At 56.4% G+C, this 17674-nt stretch carries 18 protein-coding genes; 16 read left to right on the top strand and 2 right to left on the bottom strand.

All coding sequences use genetic code 11. The annotated features are described in order from the left end of the window. Positions 1–55 precede the first annotated feature (55 nt). From B0B07_RS09830 to B0B07_RS09870, 9 genes are all read left to right on the top strand, one after another. Positions 56–1708, top strand: a complete 1653-nt coding sequence (locus B0B07_RS09830; RefSeq protein WP_076758619.1) for a peptide ABC transporter substrate-binding protein — start codon at positions 56–58, stop codon at positions 1706–1708. 226 nt (positions 1709–1934) lie between these two features. After that, positions 1935–2867, top strand: coding sequence for an ABC transporter permease (locus tag B0B07_RS09835; RefSeq protein WP_076758621.1), 933 nt, complete (start codon positions 1935–1937; stop codon positions 2865–2867). A gap of 5 nt (positions 2868–2872) precedes the next feature. Beyond that, the gene (opp3C, locus tag B0B07_RS09840; protein ID WP_407643874.1) at positions 2873–3922 is read left to right on the top strand and encodes an oligopeptide ABC transporter permease; all 1050 of its coding nucleotides are present in this window, start codon (positions 2873–2875) and stop codon (positions 3920–3922) included. A 10-nt stretch (positions 3923–3932) separates the two neighbouring features. After that, positions 3933–4997: an ABC transporter ATP-binding protein gene (locus tag B0B07_RS09845; protein ID WP_076758624.1), complete on the top strand. Its 1065-nt coding sequence runs from the start codon at positions 3933–3935 to the stop codon at positions 4995–4997. Then, positions 4994–6043, top strand: a complete 1050-nt coding sequence (locus B0B07_RS09850; RefSeq protein WP_076758626.1) for an ABC transporter ATP-binding protein — start codon at positions 4994–4996, stop codon at positions 6041–6043. The genes B0B07_RS09845 and B0B07_RS09850 overlap by 4 nt, the downstream gene beginning before the upstream one ends. A gap of 184 nt (positions 6044–6227) precedes the next feature. Beyond that, the gene (locus B0B07_RS09855) at positions 6228–7181 is read left to right on the top strand and encodes a ring-cleaving dioxygenase (protein ID WP_076758627.1); all 954 of its coding nucleotides are present in this window, start codon (positions 6228–6230) and stop codon (positions 7179–7181) included. Positions 7182–7270: 89 nt separating this feature from the next. Continuing rightward, positions 7271–7882: an NAD(P)H:quinone oxidoreductase gene (gene wrbA / locus B0B07_RS09860; RefSeq protein ID WP_076759240.1), complete on the top strand. Its 612-nt coding sequence runs from the start codon at positions 7271–7273 to the stop codon at positions 7880–7882. A 244-nt stretch (positions 7883–8126) separates the two neighbouring features. Next, complete coding sequence (locus B0B07_RS09865) at positions 8127–8612, top strand: acyl-CoA thioesterase (RefSeq protein WP_076758629.1); 486 nt, start codon at positions 8127–8129, stop codon at positions 8610–8612. Between the two features lie 111 nt (positions 8613–8723). Continuing rightward, positions 8724–9677 carry a hypothetical protein gene (locus B0B07_RS09870; protein ID WP_144264335.1) on the top strand — a complete coding sequence of 318 codons (954 nt, stop codon included), beginning with the start codon at positions 8724–8726 and terminating at the stop codon, positions 9675–9677. A 21-nt stretch (positions 9678–9698) separates the two neighbouring features. On the opposite strand, the gene B0B07_RS09875 is transcribed toward B0B07_RS09870, so the two are convergent. Further along, positions 9699–11009, bottom strand: coding sequence for a helix-turn-helix domain-containing protein (locus B0B07_RS09875; RefSeq protein WP_076758632.1), 1311 nt, complete (start codon positions 11007–11009; stop codon positions 9699–9701). A 218-nt stretch (positions 11010–11227) separates the two neighbouring features. Further along, positions 11228–11377: a hypothetical protein gene (locus tag B0B07_RS15255; protein WP_159438438.1), complete on the bottom strand. Its 150-nt coding sequence runs from the start codon at positions 11375–11377 to the stop codon at positions 11228–11230. A 237-nt stretch (positions 11378–11614) separates the two neighbouring features. Between B0B07_RS15255 and B0B07_RS09880 the strand changes: the two genes are divergently transcribed. The 7 genes from B0B07_RS09880 to B0B07_RS09910 all read left to right on the top strand — a co-directional run bounded on the left by B0B07_RS09880 (position 11615) and on the right by B0B07_RS09910 (position 17666). Then, on the top strand, positions 11615–12175 hold the full coding sequence (locus B0B07_RS09880) for a hypothetical protein (protein WP_076758633.1): 561 nt from the start codon (positions 11615–11617) through the stop codon (positions 12173–12175). Positions 12176–12214: 39 nt separating this feature from the next. Next, positions 12215–12382: a thiazolylpeptide-type bacteriocin gene (locus B0B07_RS09885; protein WP_234982343.1), complete on the top strand. Its 168-nt coding sequence runs from the start codon at positions 12215–12217 to the stop codon at positions 12380–12382. Between the two features lie 79 nt (positions 12383–12461). Continuing rightward, positions 12462–12629, top strand: coding sequence for a thiazolylpeptide-type bacteriocin (locus B0B07_RS09890; protein ID WP_076758636.1), 168 nt, complete (start codon positions 12462–12464; stop codon positions 12627–12629). A gap of 69 nt (positions 12630–12698) precedes the next feature. Then, a complete protein-coding gene (locus tag B0B07_RS09895; protein ID WP_076758637.1) occupies positions 12699–13715 on the top strand; it encodes a hypothetical protein in 1017 nt (338 codons plus the stop codon). After that, positions 13712–16222, top strand: coding sequence for a lantibiotic dehydratase (locus B0B07_RS09900; protein ID WP_076758639.1), 2511 nt, complete (start codon positions 13712–13714; stop codon positions 16220–16222). Before B0B07_RS09895 ends, B0B07_RS09900 begins: the two co-directional genes overlap by 4 nt. Beyond that, complete coding sequence (locus B0B07_RS09905) at positions 16195–16935, top strand: ABC transporter ATP-binding protein (protein ID WP_076758641.1); 741 nt, start codon at positions 16195–16197, stop codon at positions 16933–16935. The genes B0B07_RS09900 and B0B07_RS09905 overlap by 28 nt, the downstream gene beginning before the upstream one ends. Then, positions 16929–17666: an ABC transporter permease gene (locus B0B07_RS09910; RefSeq protein WP_076758643.1), complete on the top strand. Its 738-nt coding sequence runs from the start codon at positions 16929–16931 to the stop codon at positions 17664–17666. Before B0B07_RS09905 ends, B0B07_RS09910 begins: the two co-directional genes overlap by 7 nt. Positions 17667–17674 lie beyond the last annotated feature (8 nt).

Consider the following 17674-nt stretch of genomic DNA (forward strand, 5'->3'; position numbering starts at 1 on the left):
TAGCATTAGTATATATAAAATAGGCTTATCTTTAAACAGAAAGAAGGGGGAAAATATGGATACAAAGTGGGTCAAGCGATTCATGCTCCCGGCCGCGGCCATGCTCATGCTTGCCGGATGCAATTTCAGCGACTCCGGCGGCAAAAGTTCCGAGGGCTCGGACAAGGAAGGGGCCGAAGGGGACGGCTCCAAGGCACAGACGATCATCCTGAGCGAAAGCTCCGACATCCCGACGATGGACTCGACCAAGGCACACGATGCAATTGCATTCAACGTCCTGAACAACATCAATGAAGGCCTCTATCGTCAGAACGAGTCAAACGATGTGGAGCTGGCCGGGGCCGAGAAGCATGACAAGAGCGATGATGAAATCACGCACACGTTCACGCTCCGTGACCAGAAGTGGAGCAACGGTGATCCCGTTACGGCCCATGACTACGAATATTCGTGGAAGCGCGTCATGCGCGAAGCAGGCCCGTACAACTACATGCTCGTCACGGCAGGCATCAAAAACGCCGAGAAGATCATGAACGAAGAAGCGGATGCCGACGAACTCGGCATCAAGGCGATCGACGACAAGACGCTCGAAGTGACACTCGAAGCGCCGAACCCGCTGTTCGAGACACTGCTTGCGTTTGCCACGTTCCTTCCTCAGAACGAGAAGTTCGTTGAAGAGCAGGGCGACCAGTATGCGCTGGAAGCGGAAAACGTCCTGTCGAACGGACCGTTCAAGTTCACTTCCTGGCAGCAGGAGCAGGGCTGGACACTTGAGAAGAACGAAGACTACTGGGATGCCGACAGCGTGAAAATCGACAAGGCTGAGTTCCTCGTCATCAAAGACCCGCAGTCCGGCGCCAACCTGTACGAAACGAACAAAGTCGACCGCGTGAAGCTGACGTCTTCCCTCGTCGACCAGTACAAGGACAATGACGGCTTCACGAACGAAAAAGCGTCGGGCACCGTGTTCCTGCGCTTCAACCATAACAATGAAGCACTTGCGAATGTGAACATCCGCCGCGCCATCACGGAGGCGATCGACCGCGAGGGTCTCACCGACGTCATCCTCAAGGACGGATCCGTTCCGCTCTACGGTGCAGTTCCGGAAGGCTTCTACACGTCCCCTGAAGGCACCGACTTCCGTGAGCTCAACGGCGACGTCACGAAAGGCACGCCGGAAGAAGCGAAAGAAGCATGGGAAAAAGGCCTTAAGGAAATCGGGGCTGACAGCCTGACCGTCTCGATCAACATGGCGGACACTGACGAGATGAAGAAAGTCGGCGAATACCTCCAGGCACAGCTCGAAGACAACCTCCCGGGCTTCAAGCTTGAACTCAAGGCAGTTCCGTTCGCACAGCGCCTTGAAATCGAGAAGGCGATCGAGTATGACCTGTCCCTCTCCACATGGGGCCCTGACTATGCAGACCCGATGACCTACCTCGACATGTGGGTCAAAGGCAGCTCCGCCAACCGGATGGACTACCACAATCCGAAACTGGACGAGCTCGTTGCCGATGCACGCACGGACACAGATCTGAGCCACCGCTATGAGACGCTTCTCGAAATCGAGAAAGTCCTCCTCGAGGAAGACGCGGCCATCGCACCGCTCTACCAGCGCGGGAACTCGTACCTCACCCGTCCAAGCATCAAAAATCTCGTCATCCACCCGGCCGGCGCAGACATTTCTCTGAAGTGGACATCGGTCGAATAACCAAAACAAGCAGCAGACAAGCGGGGGAGCCACTGGTGCATCCTCCGCTTTCCTGTTTTGGAGAAATAGTCGGCACCGGAGTGTTTGCTTAACACGCACGGGCATTTGCTTCACACTCGGGGTGGTTTCCTTAACACTCACGGGCATTTGCTTCACACTCGGCCCGGTTTGCTTCACGCTCACCGGAACCAAATCAACAGGAAGTTAAGAGAGGTGAACGGACATCATGAAAAGCTACTTGCTGAAACGCTTCCTATACTCGGTCATCACGCTGTTCATCATCGTGTCGGCCACTTTCCTCCTCATGCAGCTCCTGCCGGGAACACCGTACTCGAACGCCGAGAAGCTGACGGAATCCCAGCGGGCCATCCTGGACGCGAAGTACGGCCTGGATAAGCCGGTTGCCGTCCAGTACATCACCTATATCGGGAACCTGCTGCAAGGGGACCTCGGCTATTCGTTCCAGTATCAGGGACGGACGGTCATGAGCATGATCGGTGACCGGGTCGGACCATCGGCGTTCATCGGACTCCAGGGTCTGGTGTTCGGGACGATCATCGGTCTCATCCTCGGAATCGTGTCGGCGCTCCGGCACAACACTTGGCTCGACTACACGTCGGTGACGCTTGCCGTTCTCGGCATGTCGATCCCGTCGTTCGTCTTCGCGGCGCTCATGCAGTATTACATCGGCGTCAAGCTCGGCTGGCTGCCGGTCGCGCTCTGGGAGAACTACTGGAGTACGATCATGCCGTCGCTCGCCCTGTCGGTGACCGTGACGGCGACCGTCGCCCGGTTCATCCGGAGCGAGATGCTGGAAGTGCTCGGACAGGACTATGTCACGACCGCCCGTGCCAAGGGGCTCAATGAATCCGGCGTCATCTGGAAGCATGTCATCCGGAACGCGCTCATCCCGGTCGTCACGATGCTCGGGCCGCTTGCCGTCTCGATCATGACGGGCACCCTCGTCATCGAGAAGATCTTTGGCGTGCCGGGGCTCGGGGAACAGTTCACCCTGTCGATCCTTGTGCTCGACTACAGCGTCATCATGGGCATCACGCTCTTCTACAGTGCACTGTTCATCGCCGTCGTCTTCATCGTCGACGTGCTGTACGGCTTCCTTGATCCGCGGATCGACCTGAAAGGGGGCAGCCAGGCATGACGATGATGTTTCCAAAAGACGGAGATCTGAAAGCCGGCCTCCGCAAAGCGGACGGCTTGCCGGCGGAACCGACCGCCGATCTGTTCACCCCTGAGCCGCTTGAGGCGTCGGTGCGCGAGGAGCTTTCAAAGCCGGCGCCGACTTTCTGGAAGGAAGCAATGGAGCGGCTGTTCAAGAACAAAGGTGCCGTCGTCTCGCTCGCCATCCTGATCATCCTGTCGGTGATGGCCATCGTCGGCCCTTCAATGAATGAATTCACCTACCGGGAGCAGCACATCCCGCACTCGAACCTGCCGCCGAAGATCTCGGGCCTCGAATGGCTCGGCTTCAACGGCAAGGACGTTACCGGAACGGACGTCTATGCGGAGCGCGGCGTGGAGACAAACTACTGGTTCGGCACTGACGAATTCGGCCGTGACGTATGGACGCGTGTCTGGAAGGGGACCCAGATCTCGCTGTTCATCGCGCTCGTCGCCGCGTTCCTTGACCTGTTGATCGGGGTCGTCTACGGCGGGGTATCCGCCTATTACGGCGGCCGCATCGACAATGTCATGCAGCGGATCATCGAGATCCTCACCGGGATCCCGAACCTGATCGTGATCATCTTGTTCATCCTCATACTGGAGCCGGGAATCCGGTCGATCATCCTGGCGATGATCATCACCGGCTGGGTCGGAATGGCCCGGGTCGTGCGGGGCCAGATGCTCCAGCTGAAGGGGCAGGAGTTCGTGCTCGCCTCCAGGACGCTCGGCGCCTCGGACGCCCGGCTGCTTCGGAAGCACCTGCTTCCGAACGTCATGGGGCCGATCATCGTCACCGTCATGTTCACGATCCCGACGGCCATCTTCTTCGAGGCATTCCTGAGCTTTATCGGGCTCGGCCTCCAGGCGCCGCTCGCCTCGCTCGGTGTGCTCATCGAGGACGGCTACGACGCCATCCGCTCGTTCCCATACAAGCTCCTCATCCCGGCAGTCGTCATCAGCCTGGTCATGATCAGCTTCAACCTGCTGGCGGACGGACTGCGCGACGCGCTCGATCCGAAAATGAGAAAGTGAGGGTCAGAAAATGAACCAGAACATCCTTGAAGTCGACAACCTGCATGTTTCATTCAAGACCCGGAACGGGGCGGTTCCCGCAGTCAGGGGCGTCAGCTTTTCACTGAAAAAAGGGGAAACGCTCGCCATCGTCGGCGAATCGGGCTCCGGCAAGTCGGTGACCGCCAAGTCGATCATGCAGCTCCTGCCGAAGCAGAACACGGTCATCCCTGAAGGCACAATCCGGTACGAAGGGAAGGACATGCTGAAATTCTCGAACAAAGAAATCCAGTCCGTGCGCGGTTCTGACATCTCGATGGTGTTCCAGGACCCGATGACATCGCTCAACCCGACGATGAAAATCGGCAAGCAGATCATGGAAGGCCTTTCCCGGCATACCCAGCTGACGAAAAAGCAGGCACGGCAGCGGGCGAAGGAGATGCTGGAACTGGTCGGCATCCCGAACCCGGAAACCCGGCTTGACGCATATCCGCACCAGTTTTCCGGCGGGATGCGCCAGCGTGTCGTCATCGCGATCGCCCTCGCCTGCAACCCGAAAATCCTCATTGCGGACGAGCCGACGACCGCGCTGGACGTGACGATCCAGGCCCAGATCTTGCGCCTCATGCGCAATCTTCAGGAGAAGATGGACACGGGCATCATTCTGATCACCCACGACCTCGGCGTCGTCGCCAACATGGCGGACCGGGTCGCGGTGATGTACGCAGGAGAAGTCGTCGAACAGGGCACGCTCGATGAGATTTTCTACCGGCCCCAGCATCCGTATACACTCGGCCTGCTGCGTTCGATGCCGAATCTCGATGCGAGCCGGGCCCAGCCGCTCATCCCGATCCCGGGATCCCCGCCGGACCCGTCGGCGCTCGGGACGGGCTGCCCGTTCGCGGCACGCTGCCCGTATACGATGAAAGTGTGCCACGACTACAATCCGGGCGCTGTCGCCATCAGTGAATCCCAGGCAGTGCGCTGCTGGCTGCAAGACGAACGGACGCCGCCGGAACACATTCCGGCCGAGATCAAGGAAGGCCGGCGATCGACCGAAGAAGCGGCCGCAGATGCCGAGGGGGTGACCGCATGACGACCGAAGCGAATCAACAGGCGGCAGGCGGCGCATCCGGCGCCGGGGAAGACCTGCTCGTCGTGAAAGACCTCAAAAAACATTTCCGCCTGGACCGCAAGACCGTCCTGAAGGCGGTCGACGGCATCAGCTTCTCCATCAAAAAAGGAGAGACGCTCGGGCTGGTCGGGGAATCCGGATGTGGAAAATCGACCGTCGGCCGGACGCTCACCCGGATCTACGAACCGACCTCCGGCGAAGTCGAATTTAACGGCATGAAGATCGGGGGGCGCATCGACCGTGGGACAAAGCGGCGGCTCAACCATGACATGCAGATGATCTTCCAGGATCCGTACTCATCGCTCAACCCGCGGATGACGGTCACGGAGATCGTCTCGGAAGGCCTCGTCATCCACAATCCGGACATGAAGCCGAAGGAACGGGACAAGCGGGTGCATGAGCTGCTTGAGCTTGTCGGGCTGAACAAGAGCCATGCAGGACGCTATCCGCATGAATTCTCGGGCGGCCAGCGGCAGCGGATCGGCATTGCCCGTGCACTGGCTGTTGAGCCGGAATTCATCGTCGCGGATGAGCCGATCGCTGCGCTCGATGTCTCGATCCAGGCCCAGATCGTCAACCTGCTGAAAGAACTTCAGAAGGACCGCGGCCTGACTTACTTGTTCATTGCGCACGACCTGTCGATGGTGAAATATATCAGCGACCGGATTGCCGTCATGTACCTCGGCACGATCGTGGAACTCGCGGAGAGTGAGGCGCTGTACGAAAAGCCGCTCCATCCGTACACCCAGGCACTCCTGTCCGCGATTCCCCTGCCCGATCCGGACAAGGAACGCACCCGGGAACAGATCATCCTGAGCGGGGACGTTCCGAGCCCGACGGATATCCCGTCTGGCTGCCGGTTCCGCACCCGCTGCCCATTTGCGATGGACAGCTGCGCAGCGGTGGATCCCGTGTTCCGCGAGGTCGAACCGGGACGCCAGGTGGCCTGCCACTTGTACGACCCGGAGATCATGGCGAAGGAAGGCCGGGAACTGCAGCATCAATGAAAAAAGGGTTTGTCCCGGATCCGGTTTTGCGGATCCGGGATTTTTTCTTTTGACAAAAGGCTTTCAAGGGGTTATGATTATCTCGAATTAAAGATGTTTTGTTTTCTTCCTGCGGCAATCAGTGCATCATGAATATTTTTTTATGCATATATCTCGAATTAAGGATTATTTGGAGGTGATTACGTTGAAGAAGTTCACAAGCGGCATCCACCATATATCTGCAATTGTCGGGGATCCTCAGGAGAACGTGGACTTTTATGCAGGGATACTCGGTCTGCGTCTGGTGAAGAAAACCGTGAATTTTGATGATCCGGGTACCTATCATCTGTATTTCGGAGACGGAGGGGGCCGGCCCGGGACGATCATGACATTCTTCCCGTGGCCAGGTGCAAGCCGCGGCGTGATCGGCGACGGACAAGTCGGAGTCATCACATTTGCCGTTCCCGCGGGAGCCCTCGGGTTCTGGGAAGACCGGTTAACAGGCTTTGGAATTGCCGTCCGGCATGAAAACAGATTTGGTGAGGAATCCATCCGTTTTGACGACCCGCACGGTCTCCAGCTGGAAATCGTAGATCGTGCAGAAGGTGAGCCGAACGAATGGCTGCACGACGGAATCCCCCGGAAAGCGGCAATCAAAGGATTCGGCGGTGCCACCCTGTTTTCGGCTGACTTCAGGGAAACGGCCCGGCTGCTGGAAAACGGCCTCGGGTTCAAGATGGCGGGAGAAGAGGGCGGATACATCCGGTTCATCTCTTCCGGCGAAATCGGGAACGTCATCGACCTGAAGGCCGGCACGAGCGGCAATGCCCGGATCGGCGCGGGAACCGTCCATCATATTGCATGGAGGGCAACGGATGACCGGGATCAGGAAGAGTGGCAGGAGCTGATCGCGGCTAGCGGTTATGCAGTCACCCCCGTCAAAGACCGGAATTACTTCAATGCAGTTTATTTCCGTGAGCACGGGAGGATACTGTTTGAGATCGCAACCGATCCGCCGGGCTTTGCAATTGACGAAGCCTACGGAGAACTGGGCGGGAACCTGATGCTGCCGCCGCAGTTCAACCCGTACCGGGAACAGATTGAACGAAGACTGATCCCGATCAAGGTGAGGAATGTTCAACCGGGCTCGGCTGAATAACAGCGGGATGGGGAACGACCCGCGAAGAAGGAGATCTGAAGATGGGTATACTTGATAAGCTGTTCAAAAAACCGAAGGAGATGGATAAAATGTCGAATGTAAAATTGGCAGTTGTTTTCTATAGCATGGGCGGGACGAACTACGAGCTCGCGAAGTGGGCCGAAGAGGGCGCGAAAGAAGCGGGCGCCGAAGTCCGGGTGCTGAAAGTGCAGGAGCTGGCACCTCAATCCGTCATTGAGGGGAACGAAGCCTGGAAAGCCACGGTTGACCGGACGAAGGATATTCCGGTCGTCAGCTCCGAAGACATCGAATGGGCGGACGCCATCATCTTCAGCATGCCGACACGCTTTGGCAATATGGCCTCCCAGATGAAGCAATTCCTGGATACCCAGGGCGGACTCTGGGCAAGCGGCAAGACTGTCAACAAAGTCGTCAGCGCCATGTCTTCCGCACAGAATCCGCACGGCGGCCAGGAAGCCACGATCCTCTCCCTGTACACATCCATGATGCACTGGGGTGCAATCATCGCAGCACCCGGCTACACGGATCCTGTTCTGTTCGCCGCAGGCGGGAACCCCTACGGAACGAGCGTCACGGTCGGCCAGGACGGCAAGATGGTCGAAGACGTCAAGGATGCGGTGAAACACCAGGCCAAACGCACGGTGGAAGTCGCAGGATGGGTTAAAAACGGCAACCGGTAATGCCGGCCGATTGGAAAATAGGGTACCGGCCGCTCTCAAGCGGCCCGGTATCCTTGTTTTTTCGGGTGAAAATCCTGGACGTCCGGCGGAAAAATTGAACGTGACGGCCAAAGCCGGAAGTCTTCCCCGATTCAAAACACTCCGTCATTCGCCGTACCGGTGCAAAATGGGACGGGGTTCGGTTATACTTGGCATACCAATCACCGCGCAGTTCCGCGGTCATTATCGAAAGGGGACATGTCTCATGCCGATTGAAGCGATTCCGATGAGCCAATCAAGGACGAAGACGACGAAGCTCGTCATGCCGCCGGATACGAATCACCATGGAACAATCTTCGGGGGGCAGGTCCTGTCTTATCTGGATGAGATCAGCGCGATTGCGGCGATGAAACATGCAGGTGCCGCCGTCGTCACGGCTTCGATCGATTCCGTCGACTTCGTCTCCCCGGCAACAGTCGGAGAAGTACTGGAAATCGAGGCGGTCGTCACGTCGACAGGCCGCACATCGATGGAAGTGTTTGTGACCGTCCATTCGATCGACCTGCTTTCCAGCGCGCGCAAACTGACGACCGAGTCGTTCGTCACGATGGTGGCGATGGATGAGGAAAACCGGCCGACGCCCGTCGCACCGGTCTACCCTGAGACGAAAGCGGAAAAGGCCTTGTACGACAAGGCGCCCGCCCGCCGGGCCAACCGGAAGGAACGGATGGCGATCAAGGACGCTCTCTAAAGAAAAGCCGGACAGCAGATGCCCTCTGCCGTCCGGCTTTTTTCGTTCATCCGAATCGATAAGTGAATCTTTCCCATGGTAAAATCGTAGGAAAGGCAGGGGGTGGACCGTTTGATGAGAGATGAAATCTATGACCGGCAAACCGAGCTCCGCATGCGCATGACGGAACTCGGCCGGATTAAAAAACGATATGAGGCGAAAGAGGCGGAACGCCAGGAGGCAAAGCGGGAACGGGACCGGCTGCAGGCCCGGCTGACGAAGGAACAGCAGGACGTGCTCAGGCTCGGCCAGTTTTCGTTTGCGAACAAATTCCGCCAGCTTACCGGTAAAATGGATGAGATCATGGAAAAGGAACTGAATGAGGCGGCAGAGGCCGAACTGAAATTCAATGAAGCGGAAAAAGTCCTCCTCGATCTGGAAGAGGAGACCGCTGCCCTGAAAACGGAGCTTGACCGGCCTGAATACGAGTTCCTCGACGACGACTGGGACGCCTTCCTTCAAGAGAAGGAAATCTGGATGCGGAACAACGATACCGGGGCAATCACGAAACTCCAGCAGGTGGCGGATGAGCGGGCGACGCTCCAGTCGATGCGCCGGGAGATCGAAGAGGCGATCCATGCGGGACGGGAAGCCCAGCGCGTTCTCGATTCTGCGGTGGATCAGCTCGGCAATGCCGAAGGGATGTCCATGTGGGATACATTCCTCGGGGGCGGAATGGTCGTCACCGCGATGAAGTACTCGAGCATCAACAGCTCCGACGACAAGATCCACCGTGCCCAGCGTGCGCTCCGGCGGTTCCAGTCGGAACTCGCCGACGTGGAGAATTTCGATACGGCACGGCTCACCGTGAACAAGCGGGACTTCCTGAATTTCTCCGATTTCTTCTTCGACAATATGTTCACCGACTGGATGGTCCACTCGCGGATCACGGACGCCAAATCCCAGCTTGACGGGGTGCTGGCCGACGTGGAGCGGATCCTCCGGGAACTGGCCGACCGGCTGAAGCGGACAGACGCAGAAATCGCCAGACTGGCCGAGCGGGAAAAGGAGATCATTTTGTCATAAAAAAAGACTCATGCCCTTTGGTCATGAGTCTTTTTCCAATGCGATGCGATAATATTTTGCCGCCATCTTGTAGGCCCGCACGCCATAATAGTGGTCCGCCAGCTCGGTGCTGATCTCTTTCAGGTCGGCCGTATACTTCCAGTCCATGGCGAGCTGGACGGCTTTTTGCATCTCTTTTTCATATGCCGGCTCGTCACCCTTCACTTTGTGAAGGCCGGCCTGCTGATGAAGGAGCAGGACCTGTGAGTTCGGCAGATCATGGCGCTCCGTGACGGCATATGCCTGCTCCAGGTAGTGCTGTGTCTTTTCCCAGTCTTTCCAGCTCGCATACAACTCGGCCAGCCGGGTGAGCACAGAAGTGGTGTGATGTTCATTGCCCGCTTTCAGGTCGGCATCCAGGCTTTTTTCGAAATAACAGAGGGCCTTCTCGGGGCGGCCGGTTTTTTGATGGATCCGTCCGTAATTGTAGTCAATGACCGCCTGCTTGGACAGTGAAGCCTTGCCGTCTGTCTCTATATCCAGGTCCGCCAGATAACTGAGCGCTTCTTCGTCCAGCTGATCCAGGCAGGAAAGCGCTTTGTCATAGTCTTCCATGCGGTGTGCCATGATGGCGAGGGAGGTGAGGCAGTCGGCGACGCCTTTTTTGTTTTCGATCATCCGGTAAAGTCCGAGCGCCTTTTCGCCATAATGAATGGCCATCTCCAGATCGGAATCTTCATCAATCTGAGTCCGGACGAGTGCCAGGTTGTAATAATTCCGGGCACGATCGGCAGTCCGGCAGTTTTCCGGCAGATGCTTCTCGATGAGCTGCTCGTACTGATAGGCTTTTTCGTATTGCTGTTTGGAATAGTAGAATCGTCCGGCTTCCCGGAAGTACTTGACGGCCGCCGCCTGCTGCCCGTCCTCCGGTTCTTCGGGAAGAAGGTTTTCCGACCGGCGCACCAGTTCTTCGGTACGGGAGGAGTGAAGGGCAGTTCGGTTGAAATGCCCGATCAGCATGGCATAGATCTGATAAAACACTTCGGGAGGATGATTTTCAAATGCGGTCATCTCCAGAAAAGACAAATCCGCTTCCGGCAACGGCTCCCCTTTTGCAAACGCCCCGTAAACCCGGTTGATCTCCAGGGCATCCCGGTCACTGTCAGGCTCGAGGATCAGTGAGCGGGGAACCCCCAGCCTTTCCGCCACCTCCCCGATAAACCGTTCGGATGGTTTCGCTTTCCCGCCTTCAATCCGGCTGATGTAAGTGACCGAACAGATGCCTTCCACCAGTTCCGACTGTGTAAATCCTTTATGTATGCGGATCTGTCGCAGTCTTTCCCCCACCTTCATGTTCCCGCCCCCTGTTTCCGATTGTGATCCACATGCAACTAAATAACCACTCCCGAAACTTTAGCCAAAACTCAGAAACTATTTTATCCGATTCGAGGCACAACAAAAAATCCCTTCAACGAGGAAGGAATTGAGCGGATGGACCCAAGAAGGGGATGCCGGAATGCCCGGCTTGTCTGGATTTTTTTCTCTGTTATTTAGAACCGGAGTCCTGTTGCTCAATCGTATTCTTCGCCGCGATCTTTGGAAAGGGGACTGATGTCTTGCGTCTCCGCCTGGTTGTCCTGCATATCAGCCGACACAAATCCCGGAATTCCGATTACTGCCATCAACAGGGCCATCGCCATCATCATCTTCGCTTTTTTCATGTTCGTTCCCTCCCGGCTTGTTTGTAACTACATCGTAATGAAAAAGAAAGGTAAAAGAAAAGAGGTAAAATTCAGTTAATAATTAAGCCATCAAATTGAAATTAAACAACACTTTATTTAGTAAACTCCGCCCGTTATTCCATGGTTGAACGGGTCTTTTTTTATGCGTGTTTTACTTATTGAGCTTTACTTTTGAAGCACCGTACGATTGGGCTACAAGAAAGGAGGTGACCTGATGTGACAGGCACAGCCGGGCAGCCGCAGCTTTACGGTCCGGCGGGGGCCGGCCGGGGGGCGATTCCGTTCCGCATTTTCCGCAAAGACGGAAACGTGCAGGATCTGCCCACTTCGGAGCCGATGATCCATCTGAACATTCTGGCCCAGATGCTTTATGAAGCGTTTCATCATCGGATGCCGGTTGAGCCGGAACTCGAGCCGATCGTGGTCCTGTTTGATGACCGTCCGGTTGACGGGCTTCCGGGACCGGGAGTGTACCTGGCGGATTTCAGCAACGAACTGTTCCGTTCGGCTGATCCGGATGACCCGCTGATCCTGCTGGAGGAAAGTGGTTTGTCGGAGCCGAAATCCCCGATGGCCATCGCATATCGGAAATCGGAAAATGCCGGGGGGGATCCCGGAGATCTTCCGGAGAAAAGCCGGGCTCTGGCAAGGTCGTTCAGTTCCATTCTGGAGCTGCACGGTAACTTGTCGGATTCCGTGCAGCTTGTCCCGGAGTTATCCGGGCAGCCGTTGGTCCTCATGCAATGGATTACAGAAAGGGAAGCAAGCCTTCTCTGAAACAAAAAAACTAACCCACTTCATTAAGGAGCGATGAACATGACGAAAAAAACTGCAACCGATGTGAACAAGGAATTTGAACTGGACGTAGATTTCCTGGACCTTGACGAGGTAAGCGCCATCCCTGAAACGACGGCAAGTTCCGGGTCGACTTCCTGCAGCGCCACATCCACCTGCGGCTCGACTTCCTGCTGCGGCTCTTGCTGAAAAGACCGGTGAACCCGGAGAACACGGATCCATCGGCTCGCGAACAAAAAATACTTCCAACAAAAAAGGAGAACTGAACATGACAAACAAACCTGCTGAAACTGTGAAAAATGAATTTGAACTGGATGTCGATTTCCTGGATCTTGACGAAGTGAGCGCCATTCCTGAGACGACGGCCAGCTCCGGCTCGACTTCCTGCAGCGCCACGTCCACCTGCGGCTCGACTTCCTGCTGCGGTTCCTGCTAAGGGCCGCCCGGAAAACAGACGGACCACCGGCCGCATGCCGGCCAAAACAAGAAGAAGGATGCGGATATCATGAAAGACGTGAAAATCTTTAACTTCAACAAGGCAGCGGATACCGCATTAGTCCGGACGCTCATCACCCGGGCGCGAGATATAGGGGTCCCTTACTACATTTCGCGCTCCTGGGAATCCGGCCCCCATCTGACCGTCACGTTTGACGGGCATGCGGGGGAAGCGGATCTGGAGCGATTTGCCGGGCTGATGAACGGGGAAGCGGAAAAGATCCCGGCAGAAGCCGGGGAACAGGCCCGCATCCGGTCCCAGTACGAGAAAAGTGCAGCCCGGATCGCGCTGCTCGAAGGAAAAGCAGTCCCGGCAGACATGGCTGATCACGGTACGGTCAGGATGGCCGACAACCGATTTGACTATCACAATCCAGGCCTGACCCGGATCATCCATGACATGCGATTCGAACTCCAGCGGGCATTGGAAGAGACTTACTTCCGGATTCAAGGGGACGGGGAGCCGGCACCGGTACTGATGCCCCTCCTGTTCCACCATGTGGCAGAAACCTATCGGGAAAGCGGAAAGAACAAAGGATACTTTTCGTTCATCTCGCATGTCCAGGGGTTTTTCGAACTAGCCGCGAAGCAGGGTCTTCCGTACAGCGAACCGGATTTCGAAAAGCAGTTCCGGATTCACGCTCATGATATCAGCACGCTTGACGCAAAAGGCGATCCCCACATTGAGCACTGGAAGGAAGTGTGGGGAAAGATATCGGAGTCGTACAAATCAGAGATTCGGCGGCACATCGATGAGAGCTACCAGGAGACCATCCAACATTCGGTGAGGGAACTGGAGTCAGGATTCAACAATGACTTCCACCGGCAGTTTGCCGCATTCTTCCACCGGACCGGTTTCCTGTCGGACATGGAGGCGATCAACTACCGCTTCATGGTCAACGTTCTGTATCTTTCCCTGCCCTTCCTGAAAGTCAGTGCTTTGAAAAAACAGCAGTTCATCTATATGGCTTACCGGTACAATGAAACGCTAACTTCCCGCACGTGGAGAGAGGAGATCGGAATTTGAACACAGAGGTGCTGAAAAACCCGATTGTTTTATATAGAGGAAGTGATATACCGAAAGACTGGTATGAACGGATGTCCGCACAGTCGGAACCGATCCGGGACCTCATCCGGGAGCTCGAAGAAACCGGTAAACGGGCGGAAGCGGCCCTCGATGAGGCGGTCTCCCGGCTGGAGCGCCTGTTTGCCGAAACGAAAAACCCGGATCTGCTCAATCTGAAGCGGGATCTGTTCAACAAGCGTCTCGGGAAGCTGCGGAATGCACTGGAAAAACCGGGTCCTGCCGGCATGCTGGAGGCGATCCGGACCTATGTCGAGAGAGAAACGGAACATGAAGCGGCCATGGACGAATACCGGGAAGGCTACCGGCAGTCGATGACGGCAAACCGCCAGGCGCTCTGGGAAAGTGCGGCGGATGAAGACCTGGCAAAATCCATCGCCTTCTACAATGACGAGATCTATGAAAAACTCGGCCGGTATCTGTCGGCCGAACCGGATGCCCACAACAAGAAGCTGAAGAAACTCGACTTTTTCCTCATGAAGCTGCTGGTCCGGGGTTCCATGAAGACGAGCCCGTTCTCCTATCTGACAAAGACCGGTCTTGCCGGTCAGGAAGATCTGGAGTTTGAAAGGCGGAGCTTCTGCGAGATGAACCACTCCATCATGCTGAAGATCGTTCATCAGTTCATCCGGACCGACCCGGACGCACTGCGGAATATCCCCGTAAAAGTTGAACGGTTCGGGGTCCGCGGAGGCCGGATCTACTATGTCAGCCAGCACAGCGTGGACCATTCACGGAAAGTGTTCGAAACGAGCGACAAGTTCGTGGAATATTCGCTTCATCCGAAGCTGATCCGGTTCCTCTCGGGACAAAAGCAGAAGACACTGACTTACGAAGCGTTTGCGGAACAGGCTGCGAAAATCCCGGAATACCGGGGGGAGGAGGGCGCGCTGTTTGCCAAGCTGATCTCCCTCAAGCTGCTCCGGCAGCAGGCCGGCCTTTCCAATGACCGGGGAATCCTCGGATCCGCCAAAGAGCTGTTCCGGACATTCGGAATCGGTGAGCGCCTCCTTCCGCAGCTTGATGAACTGGACACCGAGCTGGAAGCGTTCGAGTCCAAGCCGGCATTCGAACGGATCCGCCACTGGAAACGGATCCGGGAGCTGGTCCGCGACATGAGCCCGGAAAGCGACGCAGGCAGGGAATTGGTCTATGAAGATGTCATCTTCGGACGCACCAAACCGGACCTTGTATCCGGCCTTGTCGACGGGGAGTTCATGAAGACCCTCGGGGATTTCCTCCTCCTGTTTGATGTCAATGTCCGGGTCCAGTATGAAATCGGCTGCCTGTTCAGCGACAAATACGGGCATGAGGCCCGTCCCCTGACGGACAGCCGGCTGCTGAACGAGGTGTTTTTCAAGAAGATCCACCATTTCTACCCGTATTACCAGGACCAGCGATACCGCTATCAGGAGGCGGTTTCGGATGAGGTCCGGCTCCTGGACCGGCTGCGCGACGAGTTTCTGGACGAGTTTGAAGGGCTCCTCGAAGCCATGAGCGGGGAAGCGGAGGTGGAAGCGGGGGAGCTGATCCGGGCATACAGCGGACGGATTCCGGACTATATCAAGCGGGACACGGACGTTTCCTCCTCGCTGTTTCTCCAATATGCGGGAGCGGGCACGGTCGTCCTCAACGATGTGTATGACGGGCATGAGAAGTTCATTTCCCGGTTCAAGGACTTCTTCGGGCCGGCCGGGACAAACCCCGATTATGAAGAATACGTGGACCGGGTGTTCCGGGACCGCAACTATTATGAAGTGGACGAACTGTTCGGCTTTAACGGGGGCATCCATTACCGGAAGGACCTGAAGACGGCCAAGCTGGAAGTCGGCTACCGCCAGTTCTCGGACGACGGCGGCCACCCGGTGGCCGACATGACGGTCAGGTACGATCCGGACACCCGGAAGCTGGATTTCCTGGACCGGGACGGCCGTTCCTGCCGGATCACCTACAAATCTTCGCTTGTGCCGATATTCCTGCCGGGCATCCTTTCCGTCATGCTGCATCTCTTCCAGTCCGGAAGGCTGAATTTTGATCTGGCCTCCCTGGCCAGGCCATACAGCAGGGCGCCGCGGATCCGGATGGGGAATGTGGTCCTGTCCAGGCGGAAATGGCGGCTGGATACGGAAAAGCTGACACAGCTGATCCGCGGGGCGGCGGATGCGGAAGAGCTGTACCTGAACGTGAACCGGTATTTTGATGAGCAGCAGCTGCCGAAACGGTTCTTCCTGAAATATTTCCGCAACGAAGGTGAGTTCACTGTGGAGAAGCCGATGTTCTTCGATGTAACGGTTCCGTTGTTGCTCAAGTTCTTTGCAAATGAGCTGAAGGACGGCGCCTATCTCGAAGAGCTGCTGCCCGATGCCGATATCCCGCTGAATGAGTTTCTGGTCGAATATTCACTTGAAAAGGAGCGGACAACATGCAAAACATCACTGTCAAAGGTCTGAAAAAATCATACGGCAGCAAGGAAGTCCTGAAAGGGCTGGACTTCAGTGCGGAACAGGGAGAAGTGATTGCGGTCATCGGGAAAAACGGGGCGGGCAAGTCGACGTTCCTGGAGTCCCTCATGATGATCCGGGATTTCGATGAGGGCCGGATCGAACTGTTCGGCAAAGACATCCGCAAACTGAATGCCAAGGCGGTCCGTGAGTTGAAGAGGGACATGTCGACCGTCCTGCAGCCGACCAACTTTTATAAGAACCTGAAGGTGAAGGAGCTCCTCTCCCTGTTCAATGCGTACTACGGGAAGGATGCCGATCTGGAAGGGACGATCCGCCGATTCGAGCTCGGAGAACATATGAAGTCACCGTTCGACAAGCTGTCGGGCGGATGGAAGCAGCGCGTGGCGCTCGCAATCGCATTCATGACCTCCCCGAGGCTGGTCATCCTCGATGAGCCGACGACCGGACTGGATCCGTATATGCGGGATGTCCTCTGGAAGAACATCATCCGCCACAACCGTGAGCATAAAGGCACCATCCTGCTGTCCACGCACTATATGGACGAAGTGGAGCGCTACTGCGACAAGGTACTCCTTATCCACGAAGGCAGGGCCCAGGTATTCGATAAGCCGGCCAACATCCTGGCCGCGTCGGGTCATGCATCCATCAACGATTTTTATCTCGCGCAGATCGGGGAAACGGAGGCCGTGCCATGCTGACCACCCAACTGAAATACGACCTGGTGATGTTCTTCCGGGAAATCTTCTATCTGATCTTCACCATCGTCATTCCGCCCGCCACTTATCTGTTCATGGGGCAGCTGTTCGGGGGAGCCACTTACGGCGAGAACCTGAACTATGTGCAGTTCTACACGCCGTCGTTCATCATCCTGATCACATTTTCAGTTGTGTTCTTCGCCTTCGGTTTTGATCAGGTGATGAACCGGTCGATGGGGATTGAAAAGCGGATCAGCATTGCGCCCGTCGACATGCGCACGCTCCTGTTCTCCAACATCATCAAATCGGTGATCATCACGACACTCGGCTTCATGACGATCACGTTCATCGGAATCACCGTGTACAGCCTGGAAATCGGGTTCGCCGACTTCCTGAAGTCCTACGGGGTGTTCATCCTCATCAATGCGGCGCTCCTGACCATTTCATCCGCGATTTACTCGTTCTTCAAAGAAATGAAAAGCGCGCTCGTCTTCTCAATCGTGCTGTTCCAGATCGTGCTCTTCACGGCTGACTTCACGGTGCCCGTCGACGGGATGCCGAAATTCATCCAGGTGATCGCCAACCTGAATCCGATCTACCACATCAACCATCTGTTCATCGATGTCTGGAACGGAATGTTCAGCCTGAACGGGGATTCGGCCATCTCACTCGGCTACATCGCGGCGCTCGTGTTCATCTCGATGCTGCTGGTGACGAGAAAAGCGAGAAACTAAAGGGGGAG

The organism is Edaphobacillus lindanitolerans, from assembly GCF_900156305.1.
GTDB lineage: Bacteria > Bacillota > Bacilli > Bacillales_A > Planococcaceae > Bhargavaea > Bhargavaea lindanitolerans.